This is a genomic window from Paraburkholderia fungorum (genome assembly GCF_046026025.1).
In the GTDB taxonomy this organism is placed as follows: Bacteria; Pseudomonadota; Gammaproteobacteria; order Burkholderiales; family Burkholderiaceae; genus Paraburkholderia; species Paraburkholderia fungorum_E.
Genome location: NZ_JAQQFL010000007.1, coordinates 91,793 through 112,626 on the forward strand (window position 1 = coordinate 91,793; position 20,834 = coordinate 112,626).

14 protein-coding genes are annotated in these 20,834 nt (G+C 63.1%); 11 read left to right on the forward strand and 3 right to left on the reverse strand.

Annotated features, from left to right (window positions below; translation table 11 throughout):
• Positions 1-249 precede the first annotated feature (249 nt).
• The 4 genes from PQR67_RS10445 to folE2 all read left to right on the forward strand — a co-directional run bounded on the left by PQR67_RS10445 (position 250) and on the right by folE2 (position 4,608).
• Positions 250-558, forward strand: a complete 309-nt coding sequence (locus PQR67_RS10445) for an exodeoxyribonuclease VII small subunit (RefSeq protein WP_120348837.1) — start codon at positions 250-252, stop codon at positions 556-558.
• The gene (locus PQR67_RS10450; RefSeq protein WP_408457941.1) at positions 555-1,436 is read left to right on the forward strand and encodes a polyprenyl synthetase family protein; all 882 of its coding nucleotides are present in this window, start codon (positions 555-557) and stop codon (positions 1,434-1,436) included. The genes PQR67_RS10445 and PQR67_RS10450 overlap by 4 nt, the downstream gene beginning before the upstream one ends.
• A gap of 85 nt (positions 1,437-1,521) precedes the next feature.
• Positions 1,522-3,429: a 1-deoxy-D-xylulose-5-phosphate synthase gene (gene dxs, locus PQR67_RS10455; RefSeq protein ID WP_408457944.1), complete on the forward strand. Its 1,908-nt coding sequence runs from the start codon at positions 1,522-1,524 to the stop codon at positions 3,427-3,429.
• A 372-nt stretch (positions 3,430-3,801) separates the two neighbouring features.
• Positions 3,802-4,608, forward strand: a complete 807-nt coding sequence (gene folE2, locus PQR67_RS10460; protein ID WP_408457947.1) for a GTP cyclohydrolase FolE2 — start codon at positions 3,802-3,804, stop codon at positions 4,606-4,608.
• A 74-nt stretch (positions 4,609-4,682) separates the two neighbouring features.
• Here folE2 and tsaD read toward each other — a convergent pair whose 3' ends face one another.
• The gene (gene tsaD, locus PQR67_RS10465) at positions 4,683-5,711 is read right to left on the reverse strand and encodes a tRNA (adenosine(37)-N6)-threonylcarbamoyltransferase complex transferase subunit TsaD (protein WP_120348841.1); all 1,029 of its coding nucleotides are present in this window, start codon (positions 5,709-5,711) and stop codon (positions 4,683-4,685) included.
• A 131-nt stretch (positions 5,712-5,842) separates the two neighbouring features.
• Here tsaD and PQR67_RS10470 point away from each other — a divergent pair, with 131 nt between their 5' ends.
• From PQR67_RS10470 to PQR67_RS10500, 7 genes are all read left to right on the forward strand, one after another.
• Positions 5,843-7,060 carry a BaiN/RdsA family NAD(P)/FAD-dependent oxidoreductase gene (locus PQR67_RS10470; RefSeq protein ID WP_408457950.1) on the forward strand — a complete coding sequence of 406 codons (1,218 nt, stop codon included), beginning with the start codon at positions 5,843-5,845 and terminating at the stop codon, positions 7,058-7,060.
• A gap of 68 nt (positions 7,061-7,128) precedes the next feature.
• The gene (gene rpsU, locus PQR67_RS10475) at positions 7,129-7,341 is read left to right on the forward strand and encodes a 30S ribosomal protein S21 (protein WP_408457953.1); all 213 of its coding nucleotides are present in this window, start codon (positions 7,129-7,131) and stop codon (positions 7,339-7,341) included.
• 236 nt (positions 7,342-7,577) lie between these two features.
• Complete coding sequence (locus PQR67_RS10480) at positions 7,578-8,024, forward strand: GatB/YqeY domain-containing protein (protein ID WP_408457955.1); 447 nt, start codon at positions 7,578-7,580, stop codon at positions 8,022-8,024.
• A 78-nt stretch (positions 8,025-8,102) separates the two neighbouring features.
• A complete protein-coding gene (dnaG, locus tag PQR67_RS10485; RefSeq protein WP_408457958.1) occupies positions 8,103-9,971 on the forward strand; it encodes a DNA primase in 1,869 nt (622 codons plus the stop codon).
• A 93-nt stretch (positions 9,972-10,064) separates the two neighbouring features.
• The gene (gene rpoD, locus PQR67_RS10490; protein WP_408457960.1) at positions 10,065-12,455 is read left to right on the forward strand and encodes an RNA polymerase sigma factor RpoD; all 2,391 of its coding nucleotides are present in this window, start codon (positions 10,065-10,067) and stop codon (positions 12,453-12,455) included.
• A 753-nt stretch (positions 12,456-13,208) separates the two neighbouring features.
• Entirely contained in the window at positions 13,209-15,683 is a 2,475-nt protein-coding gene (locus tag PQR67_RS10495) for a hypothetical protein (protein ID WP_408457962.1), read from the forward strand.
• 204 nt (positions 15,684-15,887) lie between these two features.
• Positions 15,888-16,922: a J domain-containing protein gene (locus PQR67_RS10500; RefSeq protein WP_408457964.1), complete on the forward strand. Its 1,035-nt coding sequence runs from the start codon at positions 15,888-15,890 to the stop codon at positions 16,920-16,922.
• 48 nt (positions 16,923-16,970) lie between these two features.
• Here the strand turns inward: PQR67_RS10500 and PQR67_RS10505 are convergent, their stop codons facing one another.
• Entirely contained in the window at positions 16,971-17,333 is a 363-nt protein-coding gene (locus PQR67_RS10505) for a hypothetical protein (protein ID WP_408457967.1), read from the reverse strand.
• 138 nt (positions 17,334-17,471) lie between these two features.
• A complete protein-coding gene (locus PQR67_RS10510) occupies positions 17,472-20,783 on the reverse strand; it encodes an autotransporter (RefSeq protein WP_408457969.1) in 3,312 nt (1,103 codons plus the stop codon).
• Between the last annotated feature and the right edge of the window lie 51 nt (positions 20,784-20,834).

Genomic DNA, 20,834 nt, shown 5'->3' on the forward strand with positions numbered 1-20,834 from the left:
AACCATCGATGGATTCGATTTAGGGAGCCCGCGATTATACCCGATTCCCCTTCCTCGGGGCGCATAAGTGCCTGATTTGGGTCAAAAATGTCAGAGAAGTTCACGGTTTTTGCCGCAGACCAATCGATTTTTTTCTGCGAGACTGAGGGCCGGATACGGAGGGTCATGACGGGGCGTGGGCGGCCGGTGGGATCGGAAATGTCGCTTTTGCCGTAGAATGTCCGACTTGTTTTAATTTTGCGACTATTCATGGCGAAGACCGCGTCGAAAGATACTGCTGCCGCGTCGGCTGAAGGCGTCGACACCACGCCGCTGCCCGAGAATTACGAGGCGGCCCAGGCCGAGCTGGAAGGGCTGGTTGCGCGTATGGAAGGCGGCAATCTCAGTCTCGAGGAGTCGCTTGCCGCCTACCGGCGCGGTGCGGCCCTCGTCGCGTTTTGCCAGCAGCAGCTCGAGAAGGTCGAGCAGCAGGTGCGCGTGCTCGATGGCGAGACGCTCAAGCCGCTGCCCATGAATACCGCAGGCACAGCCGCTACTGAAAGCGGGGACGACCTATGACATTCGAACAATGGACGCGCGCGGTACTCGAACGCGTCGAATCGGCACTAGAACACTACCTGCCTACGGAAGCGACCGAGCCGGCCAAATTGCATGAGGCCATGCGCTATGCGGTGCTGGGTGGCGGCAAGCGGGTGCGCCCGTTGCTGTGCCACGCGGCCGGCGAGCTGACCGGCGCGCGGGCCGAGTGCCTGGACGCGGCAGCGGCGGCGCTGGAAATGATCCACGTGTATTCGCTCGTGCACGACGACATGCCCTGCATGGACGACGACGCGCTGCGTCGCGGCAAACCCACGGTGCACGTCAAATATGACGAAGCCACGGCGCTGCTGGTCGGCGACGCGTTGCAGGCGCAGGCATTCGTCGCGCTGACGTCGGACGTGCTGGCGCCGGCGCAGCAGGCATCGCTCGTGCGTGAACTGGCTTTGGCGAGCGGTTCGGTCGGCATGTGCGGCGGCCAGGCCATCGACCTCGCGAGCGTCGGTCACACGCTGACGCGCGCGCAACTGGAAACCATGCACCGGATGAAAACCGGCGCCTTGCTGCGTGCCGCGGTGCGCATGGGCGCGCTGGCGGGCGAAACGCCGGATGCGGACGCCATGCGTTCGCTTGACGCGTATGCGGCCGCTGTCGGCCTCGCGTTTCAGGTTGTCGACGATATTCTCGACGTCACGACCGACTCCGCGACGCTTGGCAAGACGGCGGGTAAAGACGCGAAGGACGGCAAGCCGACCTACGTGTCGATTATTGGGCTAGAGGCGTCGCGTGCGCTTGCCGCGCAACTGCGCAGTGACGCCCACGCTGCGCTTGCGCCGTTTGGCGCGCGCGCGCAGCGTCTTGCCGAATTGGCCGACCTGGTGGTGAACCGGGTTAGCTGAACGCGAAAGCCCGCCGCCGCGCACCTTTGCTACGGGGTGCATGTATGAAGTGCGGGCGCGTAAGTTTTCCTACAATGGAACGACGATGTACGACTTGCTGAAAACCATCGACGACCCGGCAGCCTTGCGCCGCCTCGATCGCCGCCAATTGCAACCGCTTGCCGACGAGTTGCGTGCTTTTGTGCTCGACAGCGTATCGCAGACGGGCGGCCATCTTTCGTCCAATCTCGGCACGGTCGAGTTGACCATTGCTCTGCACTATGTGTTTGACACGCCACGCGACCGCATCGTGTGGGACGTCGGCCATCAAACCTATCCGCACAAGATCCTGACGGGCCGCCGCGACCAGATGCACACGCTGCGTCAGCTCGGCGGCATCTCAGGCTTCCCGAAGCGTGACGAGTCGGAATACGACACCTTCGGCACCGCGCACTCCAGCACCTCGATCTCGGCCGCGCTCGGCATGGCCGTCGCCAGCAAGCTGCAGGGCGAGAACCGCACGGGCATCGCCGTGATCGGCGACGGTGCGATGACGGCCGGCATGGCCTTCGAGGCAATGAACAACGCCGGCGTGGAAGACGACGTGCCGCTGCTGGTCATTCTGAACGACAACGACATGTCGATTTCGCCGCCGGTCGGCGCGTTGAATCGCCATCTGGCACGCCTGATGTCGGGCCGCTTCTACGCCGCCGCGCGTGCGGGCGTCGAACGCGTGCTGCGCGTCGCGCCCCCCATGCTCGATCTCGCGCGCAAGCTGGAAGAGCACGCGAAGGGCATGATCGTGCCGGCCACGCTGTTCGAAGAGTTCGGTTTCAACTACATCGGCCCGATTGACGGTCACGACCTCGATTCGTTGATCCCGACGTTGCAGAACATCAAGGAACTGCGCGGTCCGCAATTCCTGCACGTCGTGACGAAAAAGGGCCAGGGCTACAAGCTGGCCGAAGCCGATCCGGTGCTGTACCACGGCCCGGGCAAGTTCAACCCGGCTGAAGGCATCAAGCCGGCCACCACGCCGTCGAAGAAGACCTACACGCAGGTGTTCGGCGAATGGCTGTGCGACGCGGCCGAGCTGGACGCGCGCGTGATCGGTATCACGCCGGCCATGCGTGAAGGTTCGGGCATGGTCGAGTTCGAGAAGCGTTTCCCGGATCGCTACTTCGACGTCGGTATTGCCGAGCAGCACGCGGTGACGTTCGCCGGCGGCCTGGCCGCGGACGGCATGAAGCCGGTGGTCGCGATCTACTCGACCTTCCTGCAACGTGCTTACGACCAGCTGATCCACGACGTCGCGCTGCAAAACCTGCCGGTGGTGTTCGCCATCGACCGCGCGGGTCTGGTCGGCGCGGACGGCGCCACGCACGCCGGTGCTTACGATCTGGCGTTCATGCGCTGTATCCCGAACATGACGGTGATGGCGGCATCGGACGAAAACGAATGTCGTCAGATGCTGTACACCGCATTGCAACAGCCGAATCCGACGGCGGTGCGCTATCCGCGCGGCGCCGGCACGGGCGTCGCAACCGTCAAGCAGATGACGGCGCTGCCGCTCGGCAAGGGCGAGATTCGTCGCGAAACCTCGCAACCGGCCGGCAAGCGGATTGCGATTCTGGCCTTCGGTACGATGGTGGCGCCCTCGCTCGCCGCAGCTGAGCAACTGGACGCCACGGTGGCGAACATGCGCTTCGTGAAGCCGCTGGACGCCGAGCTGGTCCGCCATCTGGCAGAAACGCACGACGCCATCGTCACGGTCGAAGAAGGCTGCGTGATGGGCGGCGCAGGTTCGGCTTGCGTCGAAGCCCTGCTTGAGAGTGGGGTTATGCGGCCCGTACTACAATTGGGCCTTCCGGATCGCTTCATCGATCATGGAGATCCGGCCAAGTTGCTCGCCGCGTGTGGTCTTGACGCCACGGGCATCGCCAAGTCGATTCGCGAACGCTTTCTCTCCAGCGGCGCGGTCGCCGGTCAATCCTCGGTGAAGCGCGTCGCTTAATTGCGTCGCCCGGTTGCGTCACTTAGTTACGTTACTCAGTTACGCAACTTGACCGTGCCGGTTGGCTGAGTTGTTGAGCTGCTCAGCCGTGCGCCATGCCGCGGCTATGGCGGACATAGCAATCTCCAATTTGAGCCGATGGACCTTCGGGTCCATCATCCAACGCCGGCAGGGGCCGGCGTTCGCCATTGTGCGGCCCGACTTGCAGAGTCGCTGAGAGCACGCAAACCTGTCGCCTCACGACAACCCTCGATGGGGTAATCCGCTAATCTTCCTTGGGGACTTCCCTCGGGGCGGGAGGCTTCCCGCGGAGCGGAAAACCTGGGGCGGCCTGCCTGAGGCAGCCCGGCGTTTTCTTGAAAGGACAAGAATATGAACCAGATGAATCCCGCCTTTGTGATGCCCGACGTGCAAAGCACGCCCGATACGCGCCAGATTCCGATTCAACGAGTCGGCGTCAAGGCAGTGCGCCATCCGTTGACGGTGCGCACGCAAGGCGGCGAAGCGCAGCCGACGGTCGGCACATGGAATCTCGACGTGCATCTGCCGGCCGATCAGAAGGGCACGCACATGTCGCGTTTCGTCGCGCTGCTTGAAGAGAACAAGGCGCCGCTCGAGGCTGCCACGTTCCGCACCATGCTCGCCGCGATGCTCGAAAAGCTCGAGGCCGAGGCGGGTCGCATCGAAGTGTCGTTCCCGTACTTCGTGAATAAGACCGCGCCGGTGTCGGGCGTGCAAAGTCTGCTCGACTACGAGGTCACGTTGGCAGGCGAGACCCGCCACGGCGCGACGCGTCTGTTCCTGAAAGTATTGGTGCCGGTCACGAGCCTGTGCCCGTGCTCGAAGAAGATTTCGCAGTACGGCGCGCACAACCAGCGCTCGCACGTCACGATCAATGCGGAGTTGGCGGGCAACGTGGCCGTGGAAGAGTTGGTTCGTATCGCGGAAGAAGAAGCCTCGTGCGAACTGTGGGGCCTGCTCAAACGTCCGGACGAGAAGTTCGTCACTGAACGTGCCTATGAAAATCCGAAATTTGTCGAAGACCTGGTGCGTGATGTCGCGCAGCGTCTGAATGCGGACGAGCGCATCGTCGCTTACGTGCTCGAAGCTGAGAACTTCGAATCAATTCACAATCACAGCGCGTATGCCGTGATCGAGCGGGCTAAGCGGGCGGCATGATTCGCGGGTTCCACATCGCCTGAATAGAAAAGCCGCTCAACGAGCGGCTTTTTTACGCCATCAGACCGCGACGTTCAGCGTGCGAGTGAAGTCAGGTCCCAGCGCGGCTTCACCGTGAACGCATAGTCTTTACCCGATTGATCGGGCCAGCGTTGCAATCGCAATGCACCTGCCAACGCGATCATCGCGCCGTTGTCCGTACACAGCGACAAGTCCGGATAGTGCACGAAGAAATTTCGTTTCTTCGCTGCAGCGGAAAGCGCCTCGCGCAGTTGCCGGTTCGCACCCACGCCGCCTGCCACCACCAGTCGATTCAATTTCGTACGTTTGAGCGCGGCCAGCGATTTTGCCGCCAGCACGTCGACGGCAGCGTCGACGAAACCGCGCGCCAGATCGGCTTTTGCCTGCTCGCAGATATTTGCGCCGCCGAGCTTCCTGGCGTGCGTGAGGACAGCGGTTTTCAGGCCACTGAAGCTGAAATCGAGGTCGCCGGAATGCAGCATCGGACGCGGTAGCACGACCGCGCCGGGCGTGCCGAATTCAGCCATTCGCGACACTTCCGGGCCACCCGGATAGCCGAGGCCGAGCAGCTTGGCGGTTTTGTCGAAGGCTTCGCCGGCGGCATCGTCCAGCGTTTCGCCGAGGGTCTCGTAGACGCCTACGTCCGTTACGCGCATCAATTGCGTATGACCACCTGACACCAGCAGTGCGACGAACGGGAACGGCGGCGGTTCGTCCACCAGCAGCGGCGACAGCAGATGCCCCTCGAGATGGTGGATGCCGATGGTCGGTTTGTCCCAGGCCATGGCGAGCGAATTGGCGACGCTCGCGCCGACCAGCAGCGCGCCCGCGAGGCCAGGGCCCTGCGTATAGGCGATCGCGTCGATGTCGCTGCGTACCGCGCCGGCCCGTTCCATCACTTCTTCGAGCAAAGGCAGCGCGCGCCGGATATGGTCGCGCGACGCCAGTTCCGGCACCACCCCGCCGTACTCCCGATGCATCGCAATTTGCGAATGCAGCGCGTGCGCGAGCAGGCCGCGCTCTGTGTCGTAGAGCGCGAGACCGGTTTCGTCGCAGGAGCTTTCGATGCCGAGAACGAGCATGGTGGGTGGATTGGGTCGGTTTCAGCGGGCGCGCGGATCAAGCCACTCCGGCGCCCAAAAGTGAAAAGGTAAGCCTTAAAGTATAGCAGTGCGGGCAAGGGGCCGCAGGCGCGCGGGTACAATGCGGCCCCATGGAATCCTTCGATATCGCCGTGATCGGCGCAGGCGCGGCCGGCATGATGTGCGCAGCCGTGGCCGGGCAACTCGGCCGTCGCGTGGTACTGATCGACCACTCGCAGCGTCTCGCGGAAAAAATCCGCATTTCCGGCGGCGGCCGGTGCAACTTCACGAATCTGTACGCCGGACCGGCCAATTACCTGTCTGCCAATCCCCATTTCTGCCGCTCGGCGCTGGCGCGCTATACGCCGCGCGACTTCATGGCGCTCCTCAAGCGCCATCACGTGACATGGCACGAGAAGCACAAGGGGCAGTTGTTTTGCGATCAGTCGAGCGACGCGGTCATCAACGTACTGAAGAACGAGTGCGACGCAGGCCGTGTTGCGTGGCGCACGCCGCTTGCGGTCGAACAGGTGCGGCATGACGCCGAAGGGCGCTTCACGCTGGATACCCATGCGGGCCCGATCACGGCTCGCGCGCTCGTCGTGGCGACTGGCGGCCTGTCGATTCCCAAGATCGGCGCCACCGATTTCGCCTACCGCCTCGCCAAGCAATTCGGCCACAAACTGATCGACACCCGCCCCGCCCTGGTCCCGCTGACCTTTGCTCCGGCCGACTGGGAGCCGTTCTCGGCGCTCTCCGGCGTCTCGCTCGAAGTGCAACTGGCGACCGGCAACAAAAAGACCGGCGCCGAATTCAACGAAGATCTGCTGCTGACGCACCGCGGCCTGTCGGGCCCGGGCGTTCTGCAGATTTCGAGCTACTGGCAGCCCGGCGAACCGATTCACATCAATCTGCTGGCCGAGCAGGACGCCACGGCCGCGTTGCTGGAAGCCAAAACCGGCACGAAGCGCCAGATCGCCAACCTGCTTTCGGAATGGGTGCCACAACGGCTCGCCCACGTCTGGCTGGAAACCCACCAGATTCCCGCCGAGGCACGCGTGGCCGATCTGCCGGACAAGACGCTGCGCCGCGTCGGTGAGGCATTGTCGCGCTGGACGCTCACCCCGAACGGCACCGAAGGCTACCGCAAAGCCGAAGTCACGCGCGGGGGGATCGACACGCGCGACCTGTCGTCGGCAACCATGATGAGCGCCCGGACGCCGGGTTTGTACTTCATCGGCGAGGCGGTCGACGTGACCGGCTGGCTCGGTGGCTACAATTTCCAATGGGCGTGGGCCTCCGGCGTGGCGGCCGGCCAGGCGGCGGCGGAGCACGTTTCAGGGGCTTGACGGCGCATTAGCTTTGTGAGAAAGCTCTGCTATACTCCTGAACCTTTACAAAGTTCCGTTATTGAAAAATGACGACCATCCTCGTAAAAGACAACGAGCCGTTTGAAGTTGCCATGCGGCGCTTCAAGCGCACGATGGAGAAAAACGGGTTGCTGACGGAACTGCGCGCCCGCGAGTCTTACGAAAAGCCTACGGCTGAGCGCAAGCGCAAGAAGGCGGCTGCGGTTAAGCGTCATTTCAAGCGTCTGCGTAGCCAGATGCTGCCAAAGAAGTTCTACTGATTCTGGCGTTGCCGCGGTTCCCGTCGAACGGAGCGGCGACATCCAACCGGTGAGGGCACAGCAGGTGCCGTCACGGAAAATACGGCCCTTCGGGCCAGCCGGCAGGGTCGCATCCACTACGCAAAATTGCGCCAACCCGCTTGAGGAAGCAGTCCCAAGCGGGCGTTTGTGTTGGATTCGGCGCATGGGTACCGTCAGCGGCCGGTTTTTAAATTTTCAACGCATTCAGGTGAGTGATGAGTCTCAAGGACCAGATCAACGACGATATGAAAGCTGCCATGCGGGCGCGTGAGGCCGAGCGTCTCGGCACGATCCGCTTGCTGCTCGCGGCGGTCAAGCAGCGCGAAGTCGACGAGCGCGTCACTCTTGACGACACGGCGATCACCGCCGTCATCGACAAGATGATCAAGCAGCGCAAAGACTCGATCAGCCAGTTCGAAGCTGCCGGCCGTACGGACCTCGCCGACAAGGAAAAGGCCGAACTGGCCATCCTGTCCGCCTATATGCCGGCGCAGATGTCCGAAGCGGAAATCGTTGCCGAGGTTCAGGCCGCGGTCGCGCAAACAGGCGCTGCCGGCCCGCAGGACATGGGCAAGGTGATGGGCGTGCTCAAGCCGAAGCTGGCCGGGCGTGCCGACATGACCGCTGTCTCGGCGCAGGTCAAAGCCGCGCTCGCGAAGTAATTCCCGTATTTCCGGTCTGTGCGCGCCGTTGTCCGACGGCACGCGCAGACCTGAGCTTTTTAGGTAGCGTCATTCACTGTGATTCCACCGTCATTCCTGCAGGACCTGCTCAACCGCGTCGATATCGTCGACGTGGTCGGCCGGTATGTGCAGTTGAAAAAGGGCGGCGCGAACTTCATGGGGCTGTGCCCGTTTCACAACGAGAAAAGCCCCTCGTTTACGGTTAGTCCGACTAAGCAGTTCTATCACTGTTTCGGTTGCGGCGCGCACGGTACGGCGATCGGCTTCCTGATGGAGCACGTCGGGTCGACCTTTCCGGAGGCGGTCAACGAACTCGCGCAATCGGTCGGCTTGACCGTGCCGAACGAGCCTTCGCCGGGATATGGCGGGGGCGGGTCCGGCGGTTATTCGCCGGCTGCGTCCAAGGCGGTTACCACGGCGCTGTCGGATGTCATGCAGACCGCCTGCGATTTCTACCGCAAGCAACTGCGCGGCGCGCCGGTCGCGATCCAGTATCTGAAGAAGCGCGGCCTGACCGGCGAGATTGCCGCCCGCTTCGGCCTCGGTTATGCACCGGACGGCTGGCAGAACCTCGAACCTGCGTTCCCCAACTATCGGGACGATTCTCTGGTCGAATCGGGCCTGGTAATCGTCAGCGAAAAGTCGGATGCGCAAGGTCAGAACCGTCGGTACGACCGCTTTCGCGAGCGGATCATGTTCCCGATCCGCAATGTGAAAGGGCAGGTGATCGGCTTCGGCGGCCGCGTGCTGGACAGCGGCGAACCCAAGTATTTGAATTCGCCCGAAACGCCTCTATTTAACAAAGGCAGCGAGCTGTACGGGCTGTTCGAGGCACGTCTGGCGATTCGCGAACAGCATTACGTGCTGGTAGTCGAAGGTTACATGGACGTGGTCGCGCTGGCCCAATTGGGGTTCCAGAACGCGGTGGCCACACTCGGCACGGCCTGCACGCCGATTCATGTGCAGAAATTGATGCGCCAGACGGATACGGTCATCTTCAGCTTCGACGGCGATTCGGCAGGGCGCCGCGCCGCGCGCCGGGCGCTGGACGCCTGCCTGCCGCATGCGGCGGACAATCGGACCATCCGGTTCCTGTTTCTGCCGTCCGAGCACGATCCGGATAGCTACGTGCGCGAATTCGGCACTGAAGCGTTCGCCGAGCAGGTCGAGCGCGCCATGCCGCTGTCGCAGTTCATGCTGAACGAGGTGCTGACCGGCAAGGAGCTGGACCAGCCGGAAGGCCGGGCCCGCGCGCTGTTCGACGCGAAACCGCTGCTGCAGCAACTGCCGGCGAATGCGCTGCGCGCGCAGATCATGCATATGTTCGCCGACCGGCTCGACGTGCCGTTCGACGAAGTGGCCGCCTTGTGCGAGGTCGATGCCCGGATCGCGGCGGCCGCCCGCTCGGCGCCGGCCCGCAAAGACCGGCGCAGTGTGACCGGGATCGAAGAAAAGACGCTGCGCAACCTGGTGATGCATCCGCGCACGGTGGCGGTGCTCGACGAGGAAGCCGAGCAGGCGCTCCTGAGCGTCACGCGGCACGGCGAGCTGTTCGAAGAAGTGACGACGCATGCGCGCGCACTGGGCGATTCGGCGGAGTTTCAGTTGCTGTCCGACCTATTGCGAAACGGCGCAAATGCCCCAACTTTCGAGGAAATCTTTCGCAAAATTCTAGACTATGATGAAAACGTCCGGGATTTACTGCTGAAAGACCCTGAGGATCCGACCGTCATCGAGGAACGGCGCGAGCAGGAACGGATCGTCGGAGAGGAGCTGAAAGCGGCGATTCTGAAGATGCGATACGACGCCTACTGTGATCGCCTCGAGCAGCTTTCGCGGCAATCCCGGCACACGCCGGAGGAGTTTGCGGAGCTGGCAGGCCTGAATCAGAAACGGGCTGAGATGAAGCGCCAGCTTGGGCTGTAAGCGGGGTGGCAGAAGGCTGGGTGGTATAATTAAAGGTTTCTAGCGGTTTGTTTTTTCAATGGTTTTCCTAGCAAAGGCGAAAAGGCGATTGCGATGGCAAAGACACCAGGCGGAAAAAAAGCAGCGGGCACGGGCTCGAACGAGCCGACCAGAAAGGTCACTGAGGCCAAGTTAGCTTCTTCCCCTAGAAAAACGTCTGCCGCAAGCGTCACACCTGTAGCCGGGAAGAAATCCTCAACCAGTTCCGCTGCGCGCACGGAACCGGTCAGGGCGGCGAAAGCTGTAGCACCACCGGCCACAAAACGGCCGGGTGTCAGAAGCGCAAGGGAAGCGCCTGCCGCGCAGGACGATGCGGTAGAGCGCGAGATTCCAGTATCCACGGTTCAACCGGCTGTTGTCCAACAGCCGCGAGTCGAGACTACAGCCGGTACGACGAACTCCATGACGAAAAAGCTGAACGAAACACCCGTCGATGACGAAGCAACCCAAAGCGAAGAAACCCCTGCGGCCGTTCCCGCCAAGGTGGAAAAGGTCAAGGCTCGCGATCGTCGTGCAAAGGAAAAGGCGCTGCTGAAAGACGCGTTCGCGTCGTCGCAGCCGGGCACCATCGAGGAACTCGAAGAGCGCCGCTCCAAACTGCGCACGCTGATCAAGCTCGGCAAGGAGCGCGGTTTCCTCACGTACGCTGAAATCAACGACCACCTGCCGGACAACTTCACTGAGACCGAGGCGATCGAAGGCATCATCAGCACGTTCAATGACATGGGCGTGGCGGTGTATGAGCAGGCGCCGGATGCCGAAACGCTGCTGTTGAACGACAACGCGCCCGCTGCTTCGTCAGACGACGAAGTGGAAGAGGAAGCGGAAGTCGCGCTCTCCACGGTCGACTCCGAATTCGGCCGCACCACCGACCCGGTCCGCATGTACATGCGTGAAATGGGTACGGTCGAGCTGCTCACGCGCGAAGGCGAAATCGAAATCGCCAAGCGGATCGAAGACGGCCTCAAGCACATGGTGATGGCGATCTCCGCGTGCCCGACCACGATCGCCGACATTCTGGCAATGGCCGAGCGCGTCGCGAACGAGGAAATCCGTATCGATGAACTGGTCGACGGCCTGATCGACGCCAACGCGGAGGATGCCGACGGCTTCTCGGCGCAGGAAGCGGAAGCGATCGAGAGCGAAGACGAGGAAGAAGAGGAAGAAGAGTCGGACGACGAGGAAGAAGACGACGGCGCGGCGCAAGCCACGGCCAACGCGGCGCAGATGGAAGCGCTCAAGCGTGCGTCCCTTGAGAAGTTCGCCTTGATCAGCGAATGGTTCGACAAGATGCGTCGCGCGTTCGAGAAGGAAGGCTACAAGTCCAAGTCGTATCTGAAGGCACAGGAAACGATCCAGAACGAACTGATGACGATCCGCTTTACCGCGCGTACCGTCGAGCGTCTGTGCGACACGTTGCGTGCGCAGGTGGACGAAGTGCGTCAGGTCGAGCGTCAGATTCTGCATACGGTGGTCGACAAGTGCGGCATGCCGCGTGCGGAATTCATCGCGCGTTTCCCTGGCAGTGAAACGGATCTCGAGTGGGCCGACAGGATCGTCGCCGAAGGTCATGGCTATAGCGCAATCCTCACGCGTAATATCCCGGCGATTCAGGAACAGCAGCAGCGTCTGCTCGATTTGCAGGCGCGCGTTGTGCTGCCGCTGAAGGACCTGAAGGAAACCAATCGTCAGATGGCGGCCGGTGAACTGAAGGCGCGTCAGGCCAAGCGCGAAATGACCGAGGCGAACCTGCGTCTCGTGATCTCGATTGCGAAGAAGTACACGAACCGTGGTCTGCAGTTCCTGGATCTGATCCAGGAAGGCAACATCGGCCTGATGAAGGCGGTGGACAAGTTCGAATATCGTCGCGGCTACAAGTTCTCCACGTATGCCACGTGGTGGATCCGTCAGGCCATTACGCGTTCGATCGCTGACCAGGCGCGTACGATCCGGATTCCGGTTCACATGATCGAAACGATCAACAAGATGAACCGCATCTCGCGTCAGATTCTGCAGGAAACCGGTCTCGAGCCGGATCCGGCAACGCTGGCCGAGAAGATGGAAATGCCGGAAGACAAGATCCGCAAGATCATGAAGATCGCGAAGGAGCCGATCTCGATGGAAACGCCGATCGGTGACGACGACGATTCGCATCTGGGCGACTTCATCGAAGATACGAATACGGTCGCGCCGGCCGACGCCGCCCTGCATGCCAGCATGCGCGACGTCGTGAAGGACGTGCTCGACTCGCTGACGCCGCGTGAAGCGAAGGTGCTGCGCATGCGTTTCGGCATCGAGATGAGCACCGATCACACGCTCGAGGAAGTCGGTAAGCAGTTCGACGTGACGCGTGAGCGGATTCGTCAGATCGAGGCGAAGGCGCTGCGCAAACTGCGTCATCCGAGCCGTTCGGACAAGCTGAAGTCGTTCCTCGAAGGGAATTGATCGAAGCTGGCGGTCGTGGGAAATGAGGTAGCGGTTTGAAGGGGTCTCCCGGTTGTTTCGCTTGAGCGAAGCGGTTGCGGAGGCCCTTTCTTCGCGTGTTTTCGCTTATTTTCGCTTGCTTTCGTGTAGTATGTCGGCCAATCAGAATCGGCCCGGCCTTCATGACCGGGTCCTTTTTCTTTGGCTGTGTCTGGTTGCGTCGATCGCTATCAGATACAGTAAAATCCTCAGTTCTCAGGGCCTCTAGCTCATGCTTGGTTAGAGCAGCGGACTTAGCAAAGGCTCACCTAAACCATGCAGCACGGCATGGTGAGTCATGAATGGGTTGCCTTGGGGCAAGTTAGCTCTGCCCCTTGGTAGAACTGCTCAAATTCGGGGAACCCTCTGTTGCCTTGGCAGCGTGGCAATCCCGAGCGAAGCTCTCTTGTAGAGAACGTGTAGAGACTGAACGGGCAGGTCGTAAAGACAAGAGACAGTCCAGACCACAAACCCGAAAGGGGCGGTGAAAACCGTAGTTGGTAAGCATAATCCGTTGGTGCCGTGTTCGACTCACGGGAGGCCCACCAAATACTTGAAAGCCACTCTTCATGAGTGGCTTTTTCTTTTGCGCGATCAGGTTGCTTCGGCTGCTTCGGCTTTCAACTACTGACTTCGCCTCTTCTTCTCACCCTCGTTCTGACACGATTACCCTGAAAAACCCCCTGGCTTAGGCTTCGCAAGTCAGCCGGTATCTGGCATTCCGGGAGTCGCTCGATGTTTTCGAAAATCTATGCTGGCCTCCGAAATTCGACTTCCGTCACTGCTGATCCGAAAGATATTAATAAGGATTCCATCGGAAAAGGCAGGCCAAAGCCAGCCGAAACACGGAACAGCTTCGAGCTGGATCCGCTCACGCGCGACACGACAGGCAATAAGGCGCCCACCAACGCCAACGGCACCACCTTGCCGCCGACGCAACCCTTCGACGTACTGGGTTTTACGATGCCCGATCGTCCTGGAAATCAGGACGCGCCGTTATCCGCAGGAGGCGCGCGCGCCGGTACATCCGGCACGACGACCCTAACCGGACAGATCGCCCAGGTGTCTTCCAGCAATCGCATGCAGCAACATGCGGCGTTTGCGGGACCCAATGCCCGTTTTCGCGCGTTTCTCGCGGACCATGGATTACAGGTCGTCCCAAATGAGGGGAAGGGGAACAATTGCTCGATCTATGCACTCGTGCAACATGCGTCGCCCTCCCTGCGAGGACCCGCACTCGACCGTGTCGTGGCTGACATCCGTCAACAGTTCGACCAGCGCCATCCGGACGAACAGGGCAACATGCTGCTGCTAGACGGACAACAGGGTAGCCATGCATCCGATCTGATCTCACTCGTCAATCAACGGTACAACGTAGATATGGCCGTAGGCGTGGTCCAGGCCGGCATCGAAGCATCGCACCCAGTCACGCAGCTTGGCGTGTATGAAGGCGGTGGCACCAGACCGCCTGGCAGCGAGCCGACCCATCGGGTGGTGGTCTGGGACGAGGGCGGCCATTTCGAAGCGATCAAGCCATTGCCGCAAACCGGGCACAGCTTCGGAATCTCGACGCCCACCAGTGCGCGAGCACAGCCCACGTCGACTGTTAAGTTCACACCCGACACAAAATCGCTGGTGTCGCCGCCGGCCGGCGGTCAGCAATCCACAGCGGCAACGAACGCGCTCAAGCGCATCGGCAACCCCCTCGACAGGTTCCTCTCGCTCGGAACCAGGCGCCTGCCCTCGCGAGCGCAGCAGACTTCGTTATCCACATCGCCGGAGAACGCCGAGTTCAAGCCTCTGTCATTTACGCCCGGCGGATCGGACTGGCTCAACGGCATTCCTCATGTCGATCACACGTTGGTGGCGCAACCCGCCGCCAAGCCTGAAGGCGGTATCGATCCCGGTTTCGTCGTGCCTTCGACGAAGTTGCAGCCTGGTCAGGCATTCGATCGAAGCAAGCCGGGGTTCACCGCGGTCGAAGTCAACGGCATCAGGCCGTACGGCAATCTCTTCAACGCCTTCGCCGCCAATTCGCACGGCGAACAAAGCACCGATCTGGCGCTCACCGGGATATCCGTCGGCGGAGCGCATGAAGTGGTAGCCGGCGGCTTCAACAGTCATGCATTGTTCGCGTCAGGAAGAAAGCGCGCACGTTATGGCAATCAGCTTGCGTCGATGCTGCAGCGAGACGTGCAGCGTTTCAGAAGCAATCCGAATCAGGAAACGATGATCGTCACCAAAGACCGGAAGGGCCAGTTTACCTACGACCTTCCCAAGGTCGCGAAGCTGGCCGCGAGCGACAACCCGAAATACGCGGACGAAATCGCCCATGCAAAAAACGTCCTGTTGACTGCCTATATCAAGGACGAAGTGGCAGGCAAGCGCCAGAATCGCGCCATCTATGAGCTCGGGCGCAACACCTTGGGCGTGACATCCGCAGCGCTGCTGGTGGCCGGAACGCATGGACTCGCGGCCGTTGCGGGCAGCGCGTCGGCGATTGCGATCAAGCAAGCCGGACTCGGCATCGGCATGGCGAATGCGCTGGATGTCGGCAAGGGCGTGCGAGGCGTCAAGCAGGGTATGCGCGATGGCAAGCAGAAGGAGATCAACGACAATTTCCTCAGGCAACGCCTCAATTTGCAGCCAGGCGCCATACCGGAAGACACACCGGACGAAGCCATAGACGGCGTTCATGCCGCCATGCGAGACAACGCAAGAGTCGAGGCCGACGCGAAGGTGTTCGGCAAGATCTTTCCGGGCAGCATCATCAATGAGCAGAAGTCCTCAGCGAAGAAGAGCGAACTCGGCGATCAGGTCGCGGCTCACGCATTGAACGTGATCGACTATCACGTCGACCAGTACGCCGGCCGTGGCTTTGGCAATCTCGAGCAGTTTCATCGCGCGGTGCATCGGCCGGGGGCCTCGCTGCGCGAAAAGAAGAAAGTACTTACCGCCTCGATCAAAGGCGACGCCAACCTTCGCACGGCTTACGACCTGTTGCGCGATCTCGGCATGCGGCGCAGCGAAGCGACGGCGGCGATCCAAAGCGTCGTCGTGCGCAAGATCGAGACCAGGCTGGCCACTGATCCGGCCAAACCCGTCGGCAGCGCGACGACTGCCGCAAAGAACAAGGCCGCCGAGGCCCAATCGAACGAGCCTGATCGCGGCGACGTGGCCGCAATGAAAACGGTGATGGCGCGCAGATAGCCTGCGCCGCGGGTGTCCGTCGTGTTCCGCTCCGTGTTTCTTGCTTCGTGCAGGCAGTGCTGGCTTCGCGCTGGGCGCGGCCCGGCAGCGTGACCGGCGAATAATGGCCGAGGGCCTTCGCAGGCCCATTTCCGTTTGATGCGTTTGATGCGGTCGACGCGTCTGCGTGTTTGCCTCGTTCACGTTTTGCCGAGGAGCAGGTTCATGCCCATGAGAATCCCGGAGAGCCCCGCAGCCGGTTCGGCCGCAGGTCCGCAGTCTGACGATGCACGCGGCAAGACCCATGCATCGCAAGCGGATACGCCGCGCGGCGGAGTCCGCGGCGCGGTCATGGCTGGCCTGTCCGGTCTCGCGGGGGTGCAGCAGCGGATGGCCGGCGGGCTGCGCCAGGCGGATGTAAAACTGCGCGACACGTTTCGCAGTGCGCGGGTCCAGGCAAAAGCCGGGATGGCGAGCGCCCGCACGGCCAGTCAGCGTTTCTTCGGTTTCCCACGACCGCTAGGCGGGCGTTTCGCGGCAGGCTGGCAGCGCCAGGGCGGGGGTTACGGTCCGTCTTACTCTGCTTTTACCCAGCCGATGTCCGGCAGGATGCGCTATGGCGCACCGCTTCTGAGTGGGCTCGGTGGGGGGATGGCCATGCTGGCGGGTTATGGGGTGGGCATGCTGGGCGTGAGCGCGCTGAGCATGAGCGGGGTGGGCCTGCTGCCCCTGCTGGTGGGCGCGGCGGCGTTCTCCGCCATGCGGCGCGCCAGTCTGGCGAGATCCGCGCAGTACGGCTGTGGGTACAGCGGCAATGCCGTGCCGCCGAACGGTCAGTACGGACCTCGCGCGAACACCTGGGGGCCGTCGTGGGGTATGCCGCCACCCGATGCGCCGCAGACTCAACGAGGCCGGCGCGGCACACCGCCTCCAGGCGATTCGTCGGGGGCACGCCGCCAGCCGCCGCGCGACACGAGCAGTTGGTCGAATCGCGGCGGCGCGACCGGCCGTACCGCGACTCCGCCACCCGAACAACGCCGGGAGGTTCCCGCGTGGGCGGCGGTCCTCGGCGTATCGCCAGATGCCGACGAGCAGGCGATACAGGCGGCCCACAGGGCGCTTTCAAAGGAGCATCATCCGGACCTGGGTGGCGACGGGCAGGGGATGTCAGAAATCAACGTGGCGCGAGACGATGCGTTGAAAGACATCAAGGCACGTAAAGCGGCGGATGGCAGCAAGGACTACGATCTGGCAGCCTGACTGCGGAATCCGCCCTTCATCGCGGACCAGCGGTGCCCACGGGCATCGCTACTGCGCGCCGCGCCCCTTGGCGAGCTGCCCGCGGCAGTAGGCGAGATATTTGGGGTAGACGTCGCTGGCCGGCACGTTGGCGTATTTGCCGTACAGGCCGTTGACGAAGGCCGGCAACTCGGCCCGCGCGCGCATCGCCGTCTCGTAGGGCATCTGTTCGCTCTCCAGAATGATCTTGCGCAGTTCGCTTTCCTTCGGGACGCCCGCATCGCGATCCCGGGCGATGGCTTGCGCCGAATGGGCTTCGGCCTGGCAGGCCAGGTCCGGGTAGTCCGGCGCAGCCTGTACCGGGCTTGACGTGGCGACGACGAAAGCAACGCCGAACGAGAGGGAAGCGGTTTTGATCGACTGTCGCTGCACTGGGTCTACCGGCTTGAGGTCATCGATCGTCTGATCTTAGGCAATCCGCACGACGATTGGCAAACGGAAAGCTTCGCAAATCGCGCGACCGGTTCGCTTGCGAACTCAAGCGCGCCGCAGGGGAGCGCGTATGACACGCTACGTGCCTTGCGCGTCGAGCGCCTCCAGCACGTCGAACGGCACACTCTCGGTCACGATTTCACGATCACCCGTCGCGCTGGTTCGGGTACTCAGCTGGAACATCATGTTGGGTCCGAAGCTCTGCGTGTAGGTGTTGCGTTCCTTGACCTTCAACTCGATCGGCATCCACGACGACGGCGCGCCGAGAATCTCCGCGTTGCGCGCGTCGACGGTCTCCTTCACGTGCGGATCGTTGCCCGATTGCGCGAGCAAAGCCGCGTTCGCGTCGAGCCGCAGTGCCGCGTCGCGATGCAGGCGATAGCGGTACAGGTAGGTCAGATTGGGCCGCTGGTTCTTGCGCACCGTCGCCAGATGCTGGTCGATGCGCCGGCCGGCGAGCACCTGTGGATCCTCCTGCGGCGCCGGGCCGCTCGCGAGCGGCTGCCCGCCCTCGCGCTGCCGCTGAGCGACGATAGTCGCGGCGAAGAGTCCGATCAGCTCGGGGCGGGCAGCGTCGACGGCACGCGTGTACATGCGGGCGTTGAGAAATTCGACGTCGAGCATGCACGCGCGATAGTTCAGTTTGCCGTCTTCGCGTACCAGTTGCAGCTTGGCGGAGCGGTTCCGGTCGCTGAGCGTCATCGTGGCGGCCGGCGTGTCGACCGAAAACAGGCCAACACTGGTTTTGCCGGCCGCATCGAGCGCATGCGAGAAACCGGGTGCGATGCCGCCGCGCACCTGCCAGAGGCTGCCCAGTCCGACGCGATGCTGTTCGACCTGGAGGCGGCCGGTGCGCTCGGCGGAATCGACCGTCTGCCGCGATTTTTCCCACCCTACACCGAGCGACGGGCCAACCCGGACCGACATCCGGTCCGTACCGTGGCCGATGGCCGGCAGCTTGACCGTTGCAGTCGCATCGACCGTGACGCCGCGCCGCGTATTGCTGGCCTGCCCGGCGGTCCAACTGATCGACACGTCGGGGTCGTCGAAGAAGCGTTCCGCAAGACGGTTCCAGACGCCATTCGAGCCGTCGCCGTGGGTCTGGGTGGCTTCGTTGAAGACGTGGTCGACAATCTCGTTCAGCTTCTCGCGCATCGCCTTGTCGTCGTAGCCGGAGCCGTCGGGCTTGATGCGGCGCGCGACGCGCAGCGACACGCCGCGTGGCTGCGTGAGTTCTCGCGAGTGGAGGATCACGTTGGTGACCAGCCCCGCGCGTACGGCGGTGACGCCTGCTTCGAGGTCGTAACCGACCATCAGCCCGGCACCCACGTGACGCGACGTGCTTGCCGCGGTGCCGACGAACATCTCGACTCCGTGCGTCGCGCGGCTCACTTCGACGACGGCCTCACGCGTGCGCGATGCCCGCAGATCGAGGCGCGGCGAAACGGGAATTCCGTGGGCTTGCATCAACGTCGCGTTGAGGCCGCGCGTGCTGATACCCTGGCGGTTGCCGTCGGTCAGCCGCAGGCGCGCGCCCGATGGCAAGCCTTCGATCACTTCCTTGAGCGTCGCGTGCACGTCGTCGGCATTGTCGGCGGCGCGCGCCGGGGCCGCGGGTTCGGCGAGCGTGCGTAGTGTGTCGACCGAGGCCCAGAACGGGGCGTCGTCGGCCACGCGCGCAACCTTGCCCCAGACCGCCAGCCGTTCGATCGTGAACGGCTGTTTCGCGATTGCGTTGAACGGCCGGGTTTTGGCGAGCTGCTGTGGCGTCATGGCGCTCCAGTGCGCAGTCAGTTGCTGGACATGGGCGAGGAGCTGCGCTGAAGGGGCGTCGCCGGGCTGCAGTTCCGCGCTCATCTGCCGGGCGCGCTGCGCGGTCGCGACAATCGCGTCTTCGTCCATCCGGCCGTGTGGAAAACCACCCCGTTCGAGCCACGTATGCAACGCAGCGAGCTCGACCAGCGAGCGTTCCGGCCGCGCATGAGCGAGCGCCGCCGCGGGCTGCAACGCCGCGCTCTGGTCGAACGTCAGACGTGCTTCGCGCAGCCCCTTTTGCAGCGCGGCACGCTCTTCTTCGACGGTCTTGCGCGGCACGCCCTGGGTGCCGTAGCGCAAGGCGGACAGCGGCGACTTGTGCTTGCCGCGGAACATGCGCGGCAGCAGCGTTTTCCAGCGGTTTTCGCTAACCCGGCCGATCGTCTTCGCGGAGAACTTGTTCAGCCGCTCGCGGGCCTGTGACAGATCGCCATGCCGTTCGTCTTCGCTGAACGACTGGCGCCAGGCGAAGAACGCGCCGCGCTGATCGGGCGTCAGTGCGCTGCGGCCGTGTTCGAGGAGTGTCGCCGCGGCATCGAAGGCGCGCTTCGCGAGCGCGTTCGGCCCGGGTTCGTCGGCGGTGAGCGGACCGTTGCCGAGTCCGGCCTGCAGTGCGAGCGCACCGGGTGCACGATCCTGTCCGGGCGGGTACGGCGTGCCCGGCGGCGTTGGGTCGAGCGCATCGGCACTCTCCAGCAGGACTTTGACGGCGAGTTGCTGGTTAGCGTCGGCGAACGGCTGCATGACGGACGCGCGCAGCGCGCCGAGGGTCTCGAAGCCTTCGCTCGAACGCGACAACACTCGCGCGATCTGCCACGCCTCGCGCTCGGCGGGGCTGGTGGAATGGCGCGTGTGCGGCGCGTGGAAGTCGAGCATGCCGACTCGTTCGAGCGCCAACTGCGCGTGCTGGACGTCCGTAACACCTGCCTGCCTGATGGCTTGCGCAAGCAACGCGCCGCGCGTGGCGGCGGTGGCCGGTGTCGTGTGCGTCGCGGCGTCGGGCGGCGTGAGATGGTAGAGCCGGGACGCGAACGCGCTGACATCGAGCAGGCGCTCGGGTGGGCAGATGAACTGCTGTTGCACGTACGCGAGCAGATCTTCGCGGGTGGCGACCGTGTCGAGTGGTGCAGGGCGTGGCTGTCCTGCGGGCATCGCGCTGGACGCCGCCGGTGGTGCCGTTTGCGCGATAGCCTGCGACACCAGCGCGTCGGTCAGTTCGAGTGCCGAGCCCGCGACTTGCGCCTGCCTTGGCGGCTGCTGCGGCGCATAGCGCTTGCTGCCTTCGACATGGTTCTCCGGTCCCGACGTTCTGCCGTGCGTGCTGTGCTGATTGACCAGCGTGCTGAGATCGAAGCGCCGCGCACGCAAGGTATCCGCCGAGCGCGACAGCGAGGACTTGAGCCGTCCCAGCACCCCGTGAGGGACTGCCGGCTGAGGCGTGTTCACGTGATGCGACGGCGCCGTGCCGGGCGGTTGCGCCGCTGCGGCCGCATTGGCGGCGCGCGCGTCTGGGCCGGTTTCGATGAATTGCGAGGCGGCGGGAGCGGGAAGGTTGATCCGGTTGCGATCGGACATGGCAGCGCGGCAGCGTGGGACCGGCTTGCACTATGGCCGTGGAATGTGACA

Excerpts from the sequence above, each read along its gene's own strand:
- PQR67_RS10445 (WP_120348837.1), top strand. The coding sequence starts at position 250 with ATGGCGAAGACCGCGTCGAAAGATACTGCTGCCGCGTCGGCTGAAGGC.
- PQR67_RS10450 (WP_408457941.1), top strand. The coding sequence starts at position 555 with ATGACATTCGAACAATGGACGCGCGCGGTACTCGAACGCGTCGAATCG.
- dxs (WP_408457944.1), top strand. The coding sequence starts at position 1,522 with ATGTACGACTTGCTGAAAACCATCGACGACCCGGCAGCCTTGCGCCGC.
- folE2 (WP_408457947.1), top strand. The coding sequence starts at position 3,802 with ATGAACCAGATGAATCCCGCCTTTGTGATGCCCGACGTGCAAAGCACG.
- tsaD (WP_120348841.1), bottom strand. The coding sequence starts at position 5,711 with ATGCTCGTTCTCGGCATCGAAAGCTCCTGCGACGAAACCGGTCTCGCG.
- PQR67_RS10470 (WP_408457950.1), top strand. The coding sequence starts at position 5,843 with ATGGAATCCTTCGATATCGCCGTGATCGGCGCAGGCGCGGCCGGCATG.
- rpsU (WP_408457953.1), top strand. The coding sequence starts at position 7,129 with ATGACGACCATCCTCGTAAAAGACAACGAGCCGTTTGAAGTTGCCATG.
- PQR67_RS10480 (WP_408457955.1), top strand. The coding sequence starts at position 7,578 with ATGAGTCTCAAGGACCAGATCAACGACGATATGAAAGCTGCCATGCGG.
- rpoD (WP_408457960.1), top strand. The coding sequence starts at position 10,065 with ATGGCAAAGACACCAGGCGGAAAAAAAGCAGCGGGCACGGGCTCGAAC.
- PQR67_RS10495 (WP_408457962.1), top strand. The coding sequence starts at position 13,209 with ATGTTTTCGAAAATCTATGCTGGCCTCCGAAATTCGACTTCCGTCACT.
- PQR67_RS10500 (WP_408457964.1), top strand. The coding sequence starts at position 15,888 with ATGCCCATGAGAATCCCGGAGAGCCCCGCAGCCGGTTCGGCCGCAGGT.
- PQR67_RS10510 (WP_408457969.1), bottom strand. The coding sequence starts at position 20,783 with ATGTCCGATCGCAACCGGATCAACCTTCCCGCTCCCGCCGCCTCGCAA.